Source organism: Methylosinus sp. sav-2 (genome assembly GCF_004366495.1).
Lineage (GTDB): Bacteria > Pseudomonadota > Alphaproteobacteria > Rhizobiales > Beijerinckiaceae > Methylosinus.
This window is the reverse complement of sequence record NZ_SOEJ01000022.1, coordinates 16,331-32,938: the sequence shown is the minus strand read 5'-3', so window position 1 is coordinate 32,938 and position 16,608 is coordinate 16,331. Positions and strand designations below refer to the sequence as shown.

The window sequence follows — 16,608 nt, the reverse complement described above, 5'->3', positions numbered from 1 at the left end:
GGTATTATATGCTTCGGAAAAACTATGTCGCTGCGTAGATTTTTTCCATCTGTTAGAGCTGATTATATTCGCGTTCAAGGTAAGGGATGGGTCGACGACGCGAATAATCGGTTTACGTCGATTGATTTTAGGGGTCCCGTCATATCGATCATTGACCGCGTCATATCCGCAATTCTCGACGACCTGCCGAAGAAGTTCGCTCTTGCGGATGGCGGACGCGCAAGGAGAACTGAACTGCCAATAATTCCATATAAGGCAATACGGGAGGCTGTTGTAAATGCATTTATGCATAGAAATTACAAAATTGACAGACCAATACAGATAATTCGCTATTCAAATAGACTTGTTATTGAGAACCCTGGCCATTCTATGAAGCCTCAAGATCAGTTTGATCGCAATGGATCGATAGCCAGAAATCCTAATATCGCGGCCTTGCTTAACGAGACGGACTTTGCTGAGACAAAAGGCACGGGCATGAGAACTATGCGCCTACTTTTACAGCAAGCAGGCTTGTCCTCCCCCGCCTTCGAGTCCGAAAGGGAGAGTGATATATTCAGAGTGACGTTTCTATTCCATCAGCTATTGGATGAAGTCACGTTGACGTGGCTGTCTAGATATAAGGAACACAATCTCTCGTCTGACGAGTGCTTGGCTCTCGCTTATGTGAAGGAAGCCGGGCAAATCAGTAACTTAACCCTTAGAGAGCTGTCCGGCGTCGACACATTAGGTGCAAGTGGCAAATTGCGCAGATTGACCGGAGCTGGTTTGCTCGAAAAGCGGGGAAACGGGGCTCAGACCTTCTACGTAGCCAGCAGCGCTATGCTCAGCCACTTGGCGCAGGCGTCATCGGGCGGAGGGTTACCAGATATCGAAGATGGGTTACCCGATAGCTTGCCTGACAAGCCCTCCCTGCCGCCTGCTCCCACATTTCCTAGTGTCTTCTCAACCAAGCTTAAGGGAAGCCTGATGCTCTTACGGCTCGGCAAGCGGGCAAGCCCGTCAATAGTAAAAGCTTTGATTGTAGAAATGTGCCAAAAAGGTTCATTTTCTAAGGATCAACTTAGCGAATATCTTCATCGCGACCCCAAACATGTTCTGACGTATTTGTCTTCACTACTGAAGGAAGAAAGCATACGCATGACATTGCCTCATGCCCCTAATCATCCTGAGCAAAAATATACCGCTGTTCGGGTGCGCAGGCACCGTCGCGAATCCGACGGATAGTCCGCATCTCGATTAAGGACCCGGCACCAATGTCACCTCATGGCACTTTCTTCCCAAAGGCAAACTGGAGTTTTTAACCCCCGCTAGCCCTCCGCCCCCCGCCGTGGCAAAGCGTCCCGCATGACGTCCGGCCCCTCCCCCGCGATTCTCGCCCCCATGGCGCGGCGGCTGCAGCTCGCCGATTATCGCTCCTATGCCGCGCTGGATTGCGCGATAGAGGCGCAGCTGGTGGCGCTCACCGGCGAGAATGGGGCCGGCAAGACCAATATTCTCGAGGCGCTGTCGCTGTTCTCGGCCGGGCGCGGGCTGCGCGGGGCGGAGCTGGCCGATTGCGCGCGGCGGCAGGGCTCCGGCGGTTTCGCGGTCTCGATCGAGCTCGTCGCCGATGGCGCCGTCACGCAGCTCGGCCATGGACTGGAGCCGGCCAGCGGCGAGCAGAGCGCGGCGCGGCGCTTTCGCATCGACAGGGCGCCGGTCTCCTCCGCCCGCGCTTTCGCCGATCATCTGCGCCCGCTGTGGCTCACCCCCGCGATGGACGGGCTGTTCGCGGGGCCGGCGGGCGATCGGCGGCGTTTTCTGGATCGGCTGGCGCTCAGCCTCGACGCCGAGCATGGCGCGCGCGCGGCGAAGCTCGAGCGCGCTCTGCGCAATCGCAACCGGCTGCTCGCCGAGGAGACCGCCGACGCCCGCTGGCTGGACGCCGCCGAGCGCGAGATCGCCGCCCTGGGCGTGGCCGTCGCGGCGGCGCGGGGCGAGACGGTGCTGCGGCTGCGCGCGCTCATCGCGAGAGAGCGCGACGACAGCTCGCCCTTTCCCTGGGCGCAGGTTTCGATCGAGGGGGAGCTGGAGCGCATGATCGGCGAGGAACCGGCGCTGCAGGTGGAGGATCGCTATCGCGCGCGGCTCGCCGCCGCCCGCCGCCGCGACGCCGCCGCCGGCCGCACGCTGGAAGGACCGCAGGCGAGCGATCTTCGCGTGCGCCACGGCCCCAAGGACGAGGCCGCCCGCGCCTGCTCCACCGGCGAGCAGAAGGCGCTGCTGGCCGGTCTCGTTCTCGCCCATGCGAGGCTGGTGGCGGCGACCACGGGGCGCGCGCCGCTGCTGCTGCTGGACGAGGTGGCGGCGCATTTCGATCCGCTGCGGCGCGAGGCGCTCTACGCCGAGCTTGCGCGCATCGGCGGACAAGTGTGGATGACGGGCGCCGATCCGGAAGTCTTCGCCACGCTGGGCGGCCGGGCGCAGCTCCTGCGCGTCTTTCCAGGGCGCGTCGAGCGCACGATGTGAGTCTTTCGCAATGCTCCCAAAAAAGGCCGCATTCGAGGCCCTGAACAAGCGCGCCCCGGCCCCTCGGCTCCGTGGGACACGAAGCCGCTGAACCATTGAAGAAGCGCATGCGCGAGCCGAATGAAATCGATTTTTGGCGCGGCTTCGCTCTCGTCACCATTTTCGTGAATCATATTCCGGGGATTTTTTTCGAGCGCTTCACCTTTCGCAATGTGGCGATCTCCGATTCGGCGGAACTGTTCGTCTTTCTCGCCGGCTGGGCGCTGCGCAAGCTGGTGGACGGCCCTGCGAAGCCGCTCTCGGCGCGCTATCTGATCCTGCGGCTCGAGGGGCGCGCCTTCACCGTCTATCTGGCGCAGCTGGTGATCGCGCAATTGGCCGTCGCGCTGCTCGCCGGCGCCTCGCTGCTGCTGGACGCGCCCTTTCTGCTCGACTGGAACAACGCCTCGGCGATTTTCTCCGATCCGGTGCGCGCCAATCTCGGCCTCGTGCTGCTCACCTTTCAGCTCGGCTATTTCGACATTCTGCCGCTCTATGTCGTGCTGATGCTGGTCTCGCCGCTGATCGCCCTCTCCTATCGCCATGCGCGAGCGCTGCTGCTGCCGGCCTCGCTCGCCCTCTGGGCCTATGCGCTGGCCTTCGGCGTCAATTTCCCCACATGGCCGGTCGAAGGCGCCTGGTTTTTCGATCCGCTGGCCTGGCAGCTCGTCTTCGTGCTCGGCTTTCTGCTGGCCGGCGAGGATGGAATCGGCGGCCTCGTGCGCCGCTATCGCAAGCCTCTGTGGTGGGCGGCGCTGCCGATCGTGCTGCTCGGCGCCGTCGCAGCGCGGACCGAATTCGATCCCTCGCCGATCGCACTGCCGGAGCCCAAGCTGTTCTTCGTTTTCGACAAGACCTTCTTGTCGCCGGCGCGGCTGCTCTCCAATCTGGCCATCGTCGCGGTCTTCGCGGGCGCTTTCCACGCGATCGCGCGAGGCCTTCCGCGCCTCGCCGATTTTTTGTCGGCGCTCGGCCGCAATTCGCTCAATGTATTCTGCGCCGGGTCTCTGCTGAGCCTCGCCGGGCAGATCTTCCGCTTCGCCTATAGCGGGGATGTTGTAAGCGACGCTTTTATCGTAATGTTCGGCATCGCTGCGATGGGGGCGACCGCATGGGCTTCGGAATGGCGCGAAAGGTTGCGGGCAAAATCGGCGCGGGCTCCTGCATAGCGCTGGCGCTCGCGGCGTCGCTCGCGCTCGCGCAAGAACGCGCGCCAGAGTCCACGCCGCCGTCCGAGGCGCCGCCGCTCAGTCCCGCCTGCGAGGCGCCGGCCGGCGATATCGCCGCGCCCGCCTCGTTGCCGCATTTCGCCAAGGCGCTGCGCGAGCGCAAGACGGCGAGCATTCTCGCCATCGGCTCCTCCTCTACCTCCGGCGTCGGCGCCACCTCCGACGCCAAGAGCTATCCAGCCCAGCTCGAGGCGATTTTGGAAGGGGCGCTGAAGGGCGTCGATGTCGTGGTCGCCAATCGCGGCGTCTCCGGCGAGGTGGCGGCCGTCACCGCCGAACGCATCAAGAGCGAGGTGGCGCGGGAAAAGCCCGATCTCCTGCTCTGGCAGCTCGGCACCAATGACGCGCTGGTGCGCATCGCGCCGGACGAGTTCGAGAATACGGTGAGCTCGACCATTCGCTGGCTGAAGGCCAATGAGATCGACGTCGTTCTCGTCGGCCTGCAATACAGCTCGCGCTTCTCGCGCGACGAGGAATATTTCGCGATCCGCAATGTGTTGCAGCGCGTGGCGACGGCGGAGAATGTCGCCTATGTGCGCCGCTATGACGCGATGCGCTTCATCGCGCAGAACCACGCCAATCTGCAGATGATGGCGCGCGATAATTTCCACCTCAACGATCTCGGCTATCAATGCATGGCCGAGCATATCGCGCGCGCGGTGATCGTCGGCGTGTTCGCCAAACGCCGCCCGAGCGGGAACTAAGCGCCCCCGAGCGGGAATTGAAGGCGCGCGTCGGCGCAGGGCGAAAGCCGCTGCGTCGACGAGCGCCGAAGGCTCAGAGGCGCTTCAACCCTTCCTCGAAGCTGATGGACTCGAAGCGCTGATCATATTTGGCCGCGCCATCGGCCAGCGTGTCGATCTTTTCGGCCGTGTCGTATTTCTTCATCTTCGTCTTATCGAGATAGAGAAGCTCGATCAGCTCATTGTAGACGGAGGTGTCGTCGATCGGCAGAACATAGAGCGGCACGCCGTCTATGCTGATCTCATAGCGCGAGGCGCGGTCGAGATCGGAGACATAGATGAAATATTTGCCCTCCGGCTTCGCGCTCGCGCCGAGCGCCGCGACGAGAGCGGGAAGCTCACGAAACGAGGCGAGCGATCCGGCGAGAAACGACAGTGCGGCGTCGCCTTCCTCCGCAGTGGCGTGAACGCCTTCCAATGCGAGCAGCGGATCGAGCGTGACGGCGAATTCGCCGCGAAAGCCGAAACGGCCGGCGTGATGCGTCGCTCCCTTGTGGCTGGGCTTCAAAAGCCGGCCTTCTGCCTCCAGGCGCTGGAAGGCGGTCGTTTCGATAGACGTCATGTTCGGCTTTCGCTATCCGCCCCTTCTCGAAACATTCGAGACCGTGACGGTCGATTTTCCTGGGGGATAGATGAGACGGGACTCGCAATCGACGGCCCGCAAGCCAGCGGACGCGTCGCGAGGTCGATCATCGAGGAAAACGAAAAAGGAGCGCTCTCGAAAGATCGAGCGAGTGCGATTCGTTCCATTGTCGCTGACGCGGAGCCGACAAAAATGTCGGCTTTCGATCCGCACGACGACGCTCGTCGCTCCTCAGGAGGAACAAAGCAATTTTTGCGCCGCAGTAGCGACGAGCGTCGGCGTCCTCACCGCTCGAGCTCGAAGCAAAGCGGCGACGGATGCCCACCCTCTATCATGAGACGCTCGGCGCGATATCCTAATGTATCGCCGATACATGGAATGGATCGACGCCGTCGTCTCTCGATACGCTGCGCCAATCGATAGGACAGATAGGCGAGCGCGACTCCGCCGATCGGATCTACGAAATAATGCCCACCTTCCGTCACCGTGCCCGCCATCAGTGCGATATCGACGACGCACAAGAAATAGAAGGCCGGGCGCACGGTTCGCAGGCTCAGCGGCGTCAGCGCGCCGACCACGGCGTGAAAAGAGGGAAAGCTCAAAAGGCCGCCGATCGTGCTGCTCTCGAGGTTCAACGGCGCGGACTCGCGTAGGCGGGTCAGATGATCGAGCGGCGTCCGACCGCCGAAACGAAGCTCGTGAAACAGCGAATTATCGACGAGAGTGACAGCGCTCGAGGCCGGCAGGAAGGCGGCGATGACGATCGTCGCCGTGAGCGCGATTGCGAATGCGAGAAGATAGACGCGCAATTCGCCGATGCGCTCGAGCGCGACCAGCAGAACCACAGGCGCGATGATCTGCATGGCCATGCTCGAATAAGCTTCCCGCAGCCACTTCGCCAATAAGGGGCGATCGTCGACATAATGGGCGAAGGCCAGCCAATCGCCGCCGAGCCATCGATCGAGCGAGAGAAACAGCTCGTCCTGCAGCGGCATGGCGAGACGCTGCGTCGCATAGCTCGCGAAAATTCCTGCGAGCGACGTCGCCACGATATAGATCAGCGAATAGACGAATATCGGCGCGACGCGCGAGACGAAGCTCGGCGAGGCGAAGCGGCAATAGAGGTCGAGAGCGACGACCGCGACGACGAAAAGGCTCGGGTCCGGGAAGGATGGCAGCGTCAGCCCCGTCGCTTTTGCGCCGACATAGGCGCTCGCCATCATCGCGAGGCTGAGGCGCACGGCGGCCGATGGAACCGCTACGAAGCGTGATCGCAGATGATCGAGACAAAGGTCGTAAAATCGGCGTGAAATATGAACAGCCTTGCAAAAGAACGTAGAATGCATGCTCGAAAACTCGCGTCTCGAAATGATTTGGAGACGCGCCGCCGAACTCGACGAAAACGCCCCTGAAATATGCCGACTCGCATCGGCGCTCCAATAAATACTTAGCTACGAAACCGCGGTTACATTTCGGTAAACGACTAATTTTATAATGTCTTCCAGTAATATAGGCATCTCACCAGTCTATCGGCGCGCGTCCTTTCGATTCGAGATAGGCGTTGGCCTTGGAGAAATGCTTGCAGCCGAAAAAGCCGCGCGCCGACAGCGGCGAGGGATGCGCGCTCTCGAGCACGAGATGCCGCGAGCGATCGACGCCCGCGCCCTTCTGCCGCGCGTAATTGCCCCAGAGCAGGAAGACGATTCCCTCCCGCTCGCGAGAGAGCGCCTGCACGGCGGCGTCGGTGAAGCGCTCCCAGCCCTTGCCCTGATGCGAGCCGGCGGCGCTGTCGCGCACGGTGAGCGTGGCGTTGAGCAGCAGCACGCCCTGCCGCGCCCAGCGCGAAAGATCGGGATCGCGCGAGGCGGGCCGTCCGAGGTCGCTCTCGATCTCCTTGAAGATGTTCTGCAGCGAGGGCGGCGGCGGAATGTCGCGACCCACAGCGAAGCACAGGCCATTGGCCTGGCCGCGGCCGTGATAGGGATCCTGGCCGAGGATCACCACTTCCACGGCGTCGAATGGGCATTCGTCGAAGGCGCGGAAAATCTGCTTGGCCGGCGGATAGACCGGGCCGCGCGCATATTCCTCGCGCACGAATTGGCGCAATGCGTCGAAATAGGGCTGCTCGAACTCCGCCGTGAGGCGCAGCTTCCAGCTCTCGTCGATTTGAACGGGTTTGTTCATATCCGCCAAGCTAACATGCGTCGGCGCCGGGCGAGAACCCGGCCATGTCGCAAAAGCGCGAGAATGATGTTCTAAACATCATCTTGGCGAGATAAAACATGCCTGCTAATATAATAAGCGTGAGCATATGAGATGATCACCGCCGCTCAATTGCGCGCCGCGAGGGCGCTGCTCGGCATAGATCAAAAGAAGCTGGCCGAGCTTTCCGGCGTCTCCCTGCCGACGATTCAGCGCATGGAGGCGAGCGAGGGCAATGTCCGCGGCGTGATCGAGACGCTCACAAAAGTCGTCGAGGCGCTGAATGGGGCCGGCGTCGAGCTGCTCGGCGAGAACGCCCGCAGCGAAAGCGGCGGACGCGGCGTGAGGATGCGCCGCCCTGGTCCGCCCAATCCGACGACATAGGATAAATCGCGACGACGACCGCCGACTTCGCGCCGACGATCCCGCCGCTCCTCGACCTAAGGAGCCAGTGTTGAGAGATCGACGTTTTCGCCAGCCCAGCTTCATCGAGCTGTTCACGCCCAAGCTCGTCACCATTTTACGCGAGGGCTACGGCCTCGCGGATCTGCGCGCCGACGCCATCGCCGGCCTCACTGTCGCGATCGTCGCGCTGCCGCTCTCGATGGCCTTCGCCATCGCCTCGGGGCTCAGCCCGGATCGCGGACTCTATACCGCGATCATCGGCGGCTTTCTCGTCTCCATGCTCGGCGGCAGCCGCTTCCAGATCGGCGGGCCAGCGGGCGCCTTCATCGTTCTCGTCTTCGCCATCGTGCAGCGCGAGGGCTATGACGGGCTGGCGCTGGCCACGATGATGGCGGGCGTCATTCTCTTCGCCATCGGCCTGCTGCGCTGGGGCACCTACATAAAATACATCCCCTTTCCGGTGACGGTCGGCTTCACCGCCGGCATAGCGGTCATTATCTTCGCCAGCCAGCTCAAGGAGATTTTCGGCCTCTCCATCGCGCAGGAGCCGGCCGCGCTCGGCCCCAAGCTCACGGCTCTGTGGGAGGCGCGCGGCACGCTCAAGCCGGCGACGATCGGCGTCTCGGCGCTGGCGCTGGCGATCATCCTCGGCCTGCGGCGTTGGCGGCCGAGCTGGCCGGGAATGCTGATCGCCGTGACGGTCTGCGCGGCGGCGACGGCGGCGCTGCATCTCGACATAGAGACGATCGGCTCACGCTTCGGCGGCGTGCCGAGCACACTGCCGGCGCCGGCGGTCCCGCATTTCGATCTCGTGCGGCTGCGCGCGCTGCTGCCGGACGCGCTGACCATCGCCGTGCTCGGCGCCATGGAGTCGCTGCTCTCCGCCGTCGTCGCCGACGGCATGAGCGGGCGGCGCCATCGCTCCAATTGCGAGCTCGCCGCGCAGGGCGTCGCCAATGTCGTCGCGCCGCTCTTCGGCGGCATTCCGGTGACGGGAACCATCGCCCGCACCGCCACCAATGTGCGCTCCGGCGCCAAGGGTCCGGTCGCGGGCATGCTGCATGCGCTGTTCCTGCTCGGCTTCATGCTGATCGCCGCTCCGTTGGCGGCTTTCATTCCGCTCGCCGCGCTCGGCGCGGTGCTCGCCGTCGTCTCCTGGAACATGGCGGAGAAAAAGGAATTCGCAGCTCTTTTCAAAGCCTCGCGCGGCGACGCTCTGGTGCTGGTCTCGACCTTTCTGCTCACCATTTTCGAGGATCTGACGATCGGCATAGGCGTCGGCGTGACGCTCGGCGCCTTCCTCTTCCTGCATCGCCTCGCCGAGAGCGTCGAGGTGCAGACCGGCGAGGCCTTTCTCGACGAGGATCAGGCCGATGATTACGGCGGCCATCGTCCCGCCTATGATTCCGCCGCCGCCTCCGACGCCGAGGTGATGGTCTATAAGATCAGCGGCGCGATCTTCTTCGGCGCCTCGGCGACGGTGAGCGCGGCGCTGGACGAGATCGGCCGCTACCCGCGCGTCTTCATCTTCGATTTCAGCGAGGCGCCGCTGGTGGACAGCACGGCGGCGCGGGCGCTGGAGAGCTTTGTCGCACGACTGCGAAAGGCGGGAACGGTGGTTTGCGTCGCCGGGGCGCGGCCGGCGGTGCGGCGAGCGCTGCTCTCGGCCGGCTTGCACGAGCCGGAGACGCTCTATGCCGGCACGGTCGCCGACGCGCGCAGCCGCGCCACGGCGCCCAAGCCACCCGAGAATCGCGCCCCGCGGATGACCGGCGCCGCCCTGCCCGGCCGCGCGTGAGGCGCGCGGCAAGCGGTTTGCTAGGCCGTCAGCGGACCACTCACGCGCGAAGCCTCATGCCCTCAGAACCTTTTTTCCTGCCCGAATTCGGCCAGACCGACCCCGGCCTCGGCCTTCTCCGAATGGCGGCGCTGCTCGCCGAGACGGATGACGATCCCGGCGAGGAGACGCTCGATCTCATGGCCGAGCAGGTCGAGAGCGGCTGCCTCGCCGGCCTCGATCCGGCCGATGTCTGGCCGGAGCTGCTGCTCTCGCTCGGCGGACCGGCGCCCGGCAAGGCGTTCCGCGTGCTGCGCATCTGCGGCGCGCTGCAGGTCGTTCTGCCGGAGGTCGACGCCCTTTTCGGCGTGCCGCAACTGTCGGACGGCCAGAGCGAGGTCGATCTCGGCGCCCATTTGCTGCGCTCGCTGGACGAGGCCGGGCGCAGAGACGCGCCGCTTCCCGTGCGCTTCGCCCTGCTGGTGATGAATGTCGGCAAGGGAGACTCCCCGCGTGAGCATCTGCCGCATCATTACAAGCACATAGACCGTGGCGGCCCGCGCATAAGCGGGATCGCCGAGCGTTTCGGCGTTCCCGCCGATTGCGTCCCGCTGGCGCTGACGGCGCTGTCCGAATGCGAGCGCGTGCATCGCGCCTCGGAAGTGCGCGCCGGCCCGGTGGCGCAAATGTTGGAGCGGCTCGGCGCCTTCGACGCGCCGGAGAGCTTCGCGCTGCTGATGGAAGTGTGCAGCTGCGATTTCACCGCCCATTCCGGGCGCTCCGGCGAGGCCTATCCCAAGGCCGTGCTGCTGGAGACGGCGCGCAACGCCTGCCTGCCGATCGAGCCCGCGACGCCCGAGGCGCGCGCCGAGGCGATCGCTCAGGCGCTGCGCTCGCAGCGCTGGTCGAGCGAGGGCTGAACGGCGCCGGTCGCCGTCGGCTCCGACTCGGCGCCGGCCGCAGGGAGACGCAAACGGAAGGTCGCGCCGCCGCCCGGCGTCTCCACGACGCCGAGCTCGCCGCCCTGCAGCTCGACCAGCTCGCGGACGATCGACAAGCCGAGCCCAGTGCCGGGCGTCGTCTCGTCCTTGCGCCAGAAGGGCTCGAAAATGCGGCAGCGATCGGCTTCGGCGACGCCGCTCCCGTGATCGACGACCTCGATCACGCAATCGGGCAGCACGCGAACGACGACGGCGCCGCCTCTGGGCTCGGCGCGCACCGCATTGGCGATGAGATTGGCGACGATGCTCTCGACGCTCCAGCGCAATCCGAGCGCGATCACATGGCGCGACGGCGCCTCGAGCTGAATGTCGCGATCATCGCCGATCGCGATCGGCACATAATCGGCCGCGACGCTCAGCACGATATCGTGCAGATCGATCCTTTGCGGCGCGATCGGCCCGCGCTCCCTGATCTGCGCGAGCAGCAGCATCTGTTCGACGACCGTCTGCACGCGCAAGACGTCGCGCTCGATCTCGGCTTTGAGCGGCCCCTCCTCCATCTTGCCGAGGCGCGCGCGCAAAATGGTGATCGGCGTGCGCAGCTCATGCGCGGAATTGGCGGAGAAGCGCCTCTGGCGCTCGACGCCTTCCCGCACCCGCTCGAAAGCCTTGTTCACCGCCTCGACGAAAGGCCGCATCTCCGACGGCGCCTCGTCGGGATCGACGCCCTCCTTCAGCGAATTCACGTCGATCGTCGCGATCTTCGCTGCCGCCGCGCGCATGGGCGCGAGACCGCGACGGACGACGAAGAGCGCGATGAGGCACATGGCCACCCAATTCGGAAGGAAGAACATCGCGCCGGGCAGGGTGGCCGTATAGAAGGGCAAGCGCATGAAATCACGCCATCGATACTGCGCTCCGCCGGTTGCGACGACGACCTCGCCGACCTGCGAGTCGAGAACGAAGGACTCGCCTTTGCGCGCCGCTCCGTCCACAATGATTTGAATAGGCGATCTCGACAGCTTGAGGCGGCCGACGCCTTCGAACGCCTCCGCCATTTCCGGCGACGATCCCGACAGCGCTTTCCCCGTGCGCGGATCGAAGGCGCCAAAACGAAAATCCGGGTGCTCGGAAATAAAATCCCGCAATGCGTCGGTCATCGTGATCGATCCTGCGCCGCCTGCGTCCTTTCGCAGCGCCGCGAGCATCATCTCCTGCACACGCGGACGCAGCAGCTCGTCGAGAGCCGCGACGCCTCCCGGCCGGACCAAGACCAGGACGGCGACGACGATCACGGGCGGCAGAATGAGATAGCCGAGAATGGAGCCGATGATCGCATAGACGATCAATCGCGACGACAACGATTGCAGCCTCGATGACGGCGGCATCGAAGGCCATGGCCTCATCGCGCGGAGTCTCACGGCCCGCGCGCCTCGCGGATGAGATAGCCGATGCCGCGCGGCGCGTGAATCTCGACGCCGGCGTCCTGCTCGTCCAAGCGATGACGCAATCGCATCGCCACCATCTTCAGCGCGCCAATGTGCTTATGCTCGTCCGAGCCGTAGATCTCTTGCAGCAGCGCCGAGAAAGTGACCGCGCGTCCGGCGCGGCGCATCAGCGCGCCGAGCAGCATCAGCTCCCGCCGCGGCACGATGAGCGGAAACCCGCCGACGGAGGCGCTCTCCGAATTGAGATCGAAGGAGAGCCTGCCGACGATGACCGGCGGCGCCGGCTCGCCGCCGGGACGCCGAAGGCTGGCGCGAATGCGCGCCAGCAGCTCCTCGGTCGAGAAGGGCTTGGTCAGATAATCATCGACGCCGGCGTCGAGCCCGTCCACGCGATCCTCGATCGAGCGGGCCGCCGTCACCACCAGAATGCGCATGCCGGGGCGAATACGCTTGGCCGCGGCGACGACCGACAGGCCGTCGCCATCGGGCAAGCGCCGGTCGAGCAGCATCACCGAATAATCGCAGGCGCCGAGCGCCCCGGGAATATCGGCCAGAGCCTGGACGCAATGGGGAGCATAGCCGGCGCGCCGAACGCGATCGGCGATGAGCGTGGAAATATCGGGTTGATCTTCGACGATCAGAATACGCATCGAGCTGCTGTTCCCATCGAACTCGACAGGCGAGGAGCGAAGGCGCGCGCGCCGAGCGTCGGCGCGCCGAACGAGCGGCTGTCGATCCATTATCGAGCGCCGGCAGTCATGCCGCAACAGGAAATCCGCTTCAGCGCCGGACGAGACAGGCCGCCGAAAGGCGCGTCATTCGCCCGTCTGCAGCAGCGTCCCGGCGCGCCGCGCCGCAGCGAGCAGGCGCACGAAAGCGAAAGCCGCCGCGACGAACAGCGCCGCATCCAGCGCCAAGCCATAAAACATGAGATCGAGCCGCAGCGCGTGATCGCCGAGCACAGCGCGCAGCCCCTCGAACACATAAGTCGGCGGCAAGGCCCAGCAGATCGGCTGCAGCCAGCCGGGAAGAACGGAGACCGGGTAATAGACGCAGCCGAGCGGCTGAATGACGAACATCAGCGACCAGACGAGACTTTCCGCTCCGAGGCCGTAACGCAGCAACAGGCCGGACACAAAGAGTCCGACGCTCCAGGCGAAGATGATGAGAATGGCGAAAAAGGCCACGAAAGCGAAGCCGAGCGCCCAGAGATTGAAGCCGAAGAACCAAATGGCCAGGATCGTCACCGGAACCATGCCGACGAAGAGACGAATGAGGCTCATCGCCATCATGGAGGCGACGAATTCCGCCGGCCGCAATGGGCTCATGAAGAGATTGGCGATATTGCGCGACCACATCTCCTCGAGAAAGGAGAAAGAAAATCCCTGCTGGCCGCGCAGCAATATGTCCCACAGCAGCACCGCGCCGATGAGCGAGCCGGCGGCGATCGTCGTCTTATCGGCGCCCGCGAGACCGCCCGGCGCGCGCAGGAGATAGGTCTGCAGAAAGCCCCAGGTGAGCATTTGCACCGTGGGCCAATACATCATCTCCAGCATGCGCGGCAGCGACGAGCGCAGCAGATAGGAATAGCGCAAGGTCATCGCGCCGACCCGCGCGATCGAGAATTCCAAAGACGCGCTCATGCGGCGCCTCCATTGCCGCGGCCGCGCGCGACATCGAGAAACACTTCCTCGAGATTGCCGCGGCCATAGCGCGCGAGCAGCTCGGCGGGCGAGCCGTCGTCGACGAGGCTTCCCTCCTTCAGCATCATCACGCGATCGCAGAGGCGCTCCACCTCCGCCATATTGTGCGAGGCGAGCAGGATCGCGCAATTGCGGCGGCGGCGATAATCCTCGAGATGCCCGCGCACCCAATCGGCGGTGTCGGGATCGAGCGAGGCGGTGGGCTCGTCGAGCAGCAGCAGCTCCGGCTCGTTGATGAGCGCCTTGGCGAGCGCGACGCGCGTCTTCTGCCCGGCGGAGAGACGCCCGCTCGGGCGATCGAGAAATTCTTTCAAGGCGAGATCGGCGGCCAGCTCCTCGATCTTGTCGGCGACGCCGCGTACGCCGTAGAGCCGGCCGAAGACGGTGAGATTCTGCCGCACGGTGAGACGATGCGGCATATCCACATAAGGGCTCTCGAAATTCATGCGGCCGAGCGCGTGATAGCGGTCTTTCAGAAAATCACGGCCGAAGATCTCGATGGTTCCCGTCGTCGGCTCGATGAGGCCCATGACCATGCCGATGGTCGTCGTCTTGCCGGCGCCATTGCCGCCGAGCAGACCCGTCACCGAGCCGGCGGGAAGCGCGAAGCTCAGCGGCTTCACGGCCACGGTCTCGGCGTAGGTTTTGGAGACGCCATCCACGCGAAGGACGGGAACGGTTTCGAGCGACATGATGTGCGGGGGTTTGCGGAGGACGGCTTCTTATCGGCAAAATGCGTCGGGAAAGCAAATTCCGTCGAGCGCGCGGGAAATCCCGCGAGCGTCGCTCGTCGCAGTCCCTTCATTTGGACCGCCTATCCTGCAACTCCCCAAACGCGGGAAAGGGACGACGGACATGAATGAACAGGCCGCCGAAGAATTCGCCGAGCTCGACGAGTTGCAGACCCTGTACAAAGCGGCGATGGAGGAATGGATCGCGGCGATCCGGAAAGAAGAGGCGCTCGTCACTGTCGCGCCGCATTCCGTGGCCGAGGTCGACAAATGGGAGCAGGCGCATTTCGACGAGGACGAGGCCCGCAACAAAGCCTTGGCCGCCAAGGAAGACTATGAGGATGCGCTGCGCGAGAAATTCTTCGGCTTCTGACGCTAAAAGGACGCGGAGGGGCGCTCGCCCCTCCTCGAAGTCACGCGACCGCTACCGCCTACTCCGCAGCCTCGCGCGGCGCCCGATGGCGTAGGCCGAACATATAAGCGCGCGCCAGATTGCGGCCGCTTCTGCGATCATGCTCGGTGAGCAGGCGCAGAGCGAGATCGGCAGAGCGATAGCAATCATGCGCGATCTGCGCGACGCCGATCAGCTCGTCATCGGCGAGCAGATCGAGACGCATGAAGTCGCGCACGAAAATGGCGTCGCTCCAGACGATCTGGCTCATGCCCGCGAAAATATCATTGCCGAGCATCAGCGGCTTCAGCACGCGGCTCATCATCGGCGTGAAGCGATGCAGCACATAGCCCTGCGTACGCAGAAACAGCTCTATTTCCGAGAATAGCGGCTGGCCTTCATAGAGCGGCAGGAACTCGACCTCGATATGGAGAACATAGGCGCGCCGCAGTCTTTCGACGGCGTTTTGCAGGATCATCAGCTCCGCGCCCTGCACGTCCAATTCCAGAAATGTCGCGCCTTCTGTCTCGGCCACATCGTCGAGCCGCACAGTGTCGATCTCTTGCGTCGCGACGACTTCCGACCAGACAGGAAAGCCGTGGAACATCTCCATCGCCGCCGGATTGGGCTTCAGCAGCGAGGTCATGTCGCGCGCGGCGCATATGTGCAGCGTATGGCGTCCGCCATCGCCGACCGCGTGCGGCAGATAGACATCGCCCGGATTTTTGCGCGCGTTCAGCTCTTCGACGGCGGCCTCGTCGGGCTCGAAGCCGACGATGGTCGCCTCGCCGCCGCGCAGCAGAGGCGCATAGACCGGCTCGCCGCTGATATGGCGCGCGCCAATGTCGATGATCTTATGCGGGACGCTCGCCCCGGCGAGCTCGATGAAAGGAGGGAGCGCGTCCGCATTATCCATGAAACTCTCCTCCGCTGCGCCCGATGGCCGGCGCGTCGATCGGCGAGGACGGAGCGCTCAGAATCACCCGCGAGTATGAGCGAGCTTTGAGCGCCGCCGCTTGCGCGGGACTGGCGCGCTCACTTCTGGCAGTCGCGACAGAAGAAGGTCGAGCGCCCGCTCTGGATCACGCGCGAGACATGGCCGCGGCAGCCCGGCGTCGGACAGGGCGCGTCCTCGCGATCATAGACACGGAAAGAGTGCTGGAAATAGCCGAGCGAGCCATCGGTCTGGCGATGGTCGCGCAGGCTGGAGCCGCCCGCCTCTATCGCCTCGCCCAGAACCTGCCTGATTGCCTCGACGAGATCGACGAGGCCGCGCTTCGGCTTGCCCTTGGCGTCGACCAACGTTCCGGCGGCCCGCAATGGCGAGAGATGCGAGCGGTGCATCGCCTCGCAGACATAAATATTGCCGAGGCCCGCGATGATGCGCTGATCGAGCAGCGCGGCTTTCAGCGGCGCCTTGCGGCCGCGCAGCTCCTCGGCGAGACGCTGCGGCGTCAGCTCCGGCCCCAGCGGCTCGACTCCGAGACCATTGAACAGCGGATGCGCCGCCATCTCGCCGCGCGGGACCAGCAGCATGAAGCCGAAACGGCGCGGGTCATTATAGGTGACGCTGGCGCCGCTCGTGAAATGGAACACGACATGGTCATGCGCCGGCTTGGTGGTCGCGGCGCGGTGATAGGCGCCCTCGGGGTCGTCGGCGTCGATGCGGAAGGAGCCGCTCATGCCCAGATGCATGATGAGCGTCTCGCCGCTGTCCAGCTCGCCGAGGAGATATTTCGCCCGCCGCTTCAGCGCCTCGACGCGCCGTCCCGCGAGCCGCGCGGCAAAGCCCGGCGGAAAGGGAAAGCGCAGATCGGCGCGGCGCAGCTCCACCTGCGCGAGGCCCGAGCCGGTGAAGACGGGCTCGAGCCCGCGGCGGACCGTCTCGACCTCGGGCAGCTCGGGCAT

17 protein-coding genes are annotated in these 16,608 nt (G+C 64.4%); 8 read left to right on the top strand and 9 right to left on the bottom strand.

The window, feature by feature from the left end; translation table 11 throughout:
* Nucleotides 1-24 precede the first annotated feature (24 nt).
* The 4 genes from EDE12_RS20365 to EDE12_RS20350 all read left to right on the top strand — a co-directional run bounded on the left by EDE12_RS20365 (nt 25) and on the right by EDE12_RS20350 (nt 4,480).
* Nucleotides 25-1,224 carry an ATP-binding protein gene (locus EDE12_RS20365; protein WP_084768396.1) on the top strand — a complete coding sequence of 400 codons (1,200 nt, stop codon included), beginning with the start codon at nt 25-27 and terminating at the stop codon, nt 1,222-1,224.
* A gap of 120 nt (nt 1,225-1,344) precedes the next feature.
* On the top strand, nt 1,345-2,508 hold the full coding sequence (gene recF / locus EDE12_RS20360) for a DNA replication/repair protein RecF (protein WP_245511949.1): 1,164 nt from the start codon (nt 1,345-1,347) through the stop codon (nt 2,506-2,508).
* Nucleotides 2,509-2,615: 107 nt separating this feature from the next.
* Nucleotides 2,616-3,716 carry an OpgC domain-containing protein gene (gene opgC, locus EDE12_RS20355; RefSeq protein ID WP_026598092.1) on the top strand — a complete coding sequence of 367 codons (1,101 nt, stop codon included), beginning with the start codon at nt 2,616-2,618 and terminating at the stop codon, nt 3,714-3,716.
* Complete coding sequence (locus EDE12_RS20350) at nt 3,671-4,480, top strand: GDSL-type esterase/lipase family protein (RefSeq protein ID WP_024879335.1); 810 nt, start codon at nt 3,671-3,673, stop codon at nt 4,478-4,480. The genes opgC and EDE12_RS20350 overlap by 46 nt, the downstream gene beginning before the upstream one ends.
* Nucleotides 4,481-4,553: 73 nt before the next feature.
* Here the strand turns inward: EDE12_RS20350 and EDE12_RS20345 are convergent, their stop codons facing one another.
* The 3 genes from EDE12_RS20345 to ung form a co-directional block, all read right to left on the bottom strand.
* Nucleotides 4,554-5,081, bottom strand: a complete 528-nt coding sequence (locus EDE12_RS20345) for a hypothetical protein (RefSeq protein WP_024879334.1) — start codon at nt 5,079-5,081, stop codon at nt 4,554-4,556.
* A 305-nt stretch (nt 5,082-5,386) separates the two neighbouring features.
* Nucleotides 5,387-6,448 (bottom strand): phosphatase PAP2 family protein, encoded by a 1,062-nt coding sequence (locus EDE12_RS20340; protein WP_084768393.1) that lies wholly within the window; start codon nt 6,446-6,448, stop codon nt 5,387-5,389.
* Between the two features lie 172 nt (nt 6,449-6,620).
* Nucleotides 6,621-7,286 (bottom strand): uracil-DNA glycosylase, encoded by a 666-nt coding sequence (gene ung / locus EDE12_RS20335; RefSeq protein WP_026598089.1) that lies wholly within the window; start codon nt 7,284-7,286, stop codon nt 6,621-6,623.
* Between the two features lie 132 nt (nt 7,287-7,418).
* On the opposite strand from ung, the gene EDE12_RS20330 reads away from it, so the two are divergent.
* The 3 genes from EDE12_RS20330 to EDE12_RS20320 all read left to right on the top strand — a co-directional run bounded on the left by EDE12_RS20330 (nt 7,419) and on the right by EDE12_RS20320 (nt 10,406).
* A complete protein-coding gene (locus tag EDE12_RS20330) occupies nt 7,419-7,688 on the top strand; it encodes a helix-turn-helix transcriptional regulator (RefSeq protein WP_026598088.1) in 270 nt (89 codons plus the stop codon).
* 70 nt (nt 7,689-7,758) lie between these two features.
* Nucleotides 7,759-9,507, top strand: a complete 1,749-nt coding sequence (locus tag EDE12_RS20325; protein WP_026598087.1) for a SulP family inorganic anion transporter — start codon at nt 7,759-7,761, stop codon at nt 9,505-9,507.
* Between the two features lie 56 nt (nt 9,508-9,563).
* Nucleotides 9,564-10,406, top strand: coding sequence for a tRNA nucleotidyltransferase (locus EDE12_RS20320; protein WP_026598086.1), 843 nt, complete (start codon nt 9,564-9,566; stop codon nt 10,404-10,406).
* On the opposite strand, the gene EDE12_RS20315 is transcribed toward EDE12_RS20320, so the two are convergent.
* From EDE12_RS20315 to EDE12_RS20300, 4 genes are all read right to left on the bottom strand, one after another.
* Nucleotides 10,367-11,788 carry a HAMP domain-containing sensor histidine kinase gene (locus EDE12_RS20315; RefSeq protein WP_134188272.1) on the bottom strand — a complete coding sequence of 474 codons (1,422 nt, stop codon included), beginning with the start codon at nt 11,786-11,788 and terminating at the stop codon, nt 10,367-10,369. The two genes, EDE12_RS20320 and EDE12_RS20315, sit on opposite strands and share 40 nt — an antisense overlap.
* Before the next feature lie 56 nt (nt 11,789-11,844).
* Nucleotides 11,845-12,525, bottom strand: a complete 681-nt coding sequence (locus EDE12_RS20310; protein WP_026598085.1) for a response regulator transcription factor — start codon at nt 12,523-12,525, stop codon at nt 11,845-11,847.
* A 165-nt stretch (nt 12,526-12,690) separates the two neighbouring features.
* A complete protein-coding gene (locus EDE12_RS20305; protein WP_026598084.1) occupies nt 12,691-13,518 on the bottom strand; it encodes an ABC transporter permease in 828 nt (275 codons plus the stop codon).
* Nucleotides 13,515-14,270, bottom strand: coding sequence for an ABC transporter ATP-binding protein (locus EDE12_RS20300; protein ID WP_024879325.1), 756 nt, complete (start codon nt 14,268-14,270; stop codon nt 13,515-13,517). The genes EDE12_RS20305 and EDE12_RS20300 overlap by 4 nt, the downstream gene beginning before the upstream one ends.
* A gap of 163 nt (nt 14,271-14,433) precedes the next feature.
* Between EDE12_RS20300 and EDE12_RS20295 the strand changes: the two genes are divergently transcribed.
* Nucleotides 14,434-14,682 (top strand): hypothetical protein, encoded by a 249-nt coding sequence (locus tag EDE12_RS20295; protein WP_024879324.1) that lies wholly within the window; start codon nt 14,434-14,436, stop codon nt 14,680-14,682.
* 58 nt (nt 14,683-14,740) lie between these two features.
* Here EDE12_RS20295 and EDE12_RS20290 read toward each other — a convergent pair whose 3' ends face one another.
* Nucleotides 14,741-15,616 (bottom strand): FkbM family methyltransferase, encoded by an 876-nt coding sequence (locus EDE12_RS20290; protein WP_024879323.1) that lies wholly within the window; start codon nt 15,614-15,616, stop codon nt 14,741-14,743.
* Nucleotides 15,617-15,735: 119 nt separating this feature from the next.
* Nucleotides 15,736-16,608, bottom strand: coding sequence for a bifunctional DNA-formamidopyrimidine glycosylase/DNA-(apurinic or apyrimidinic site) lyase (gene mutM, locus EDE12_RS20285; RefSeq protein WP_026598083.1), 873 nt, complete (start codon nt 16,606-16,608; stop codon nt 15,736-15,738).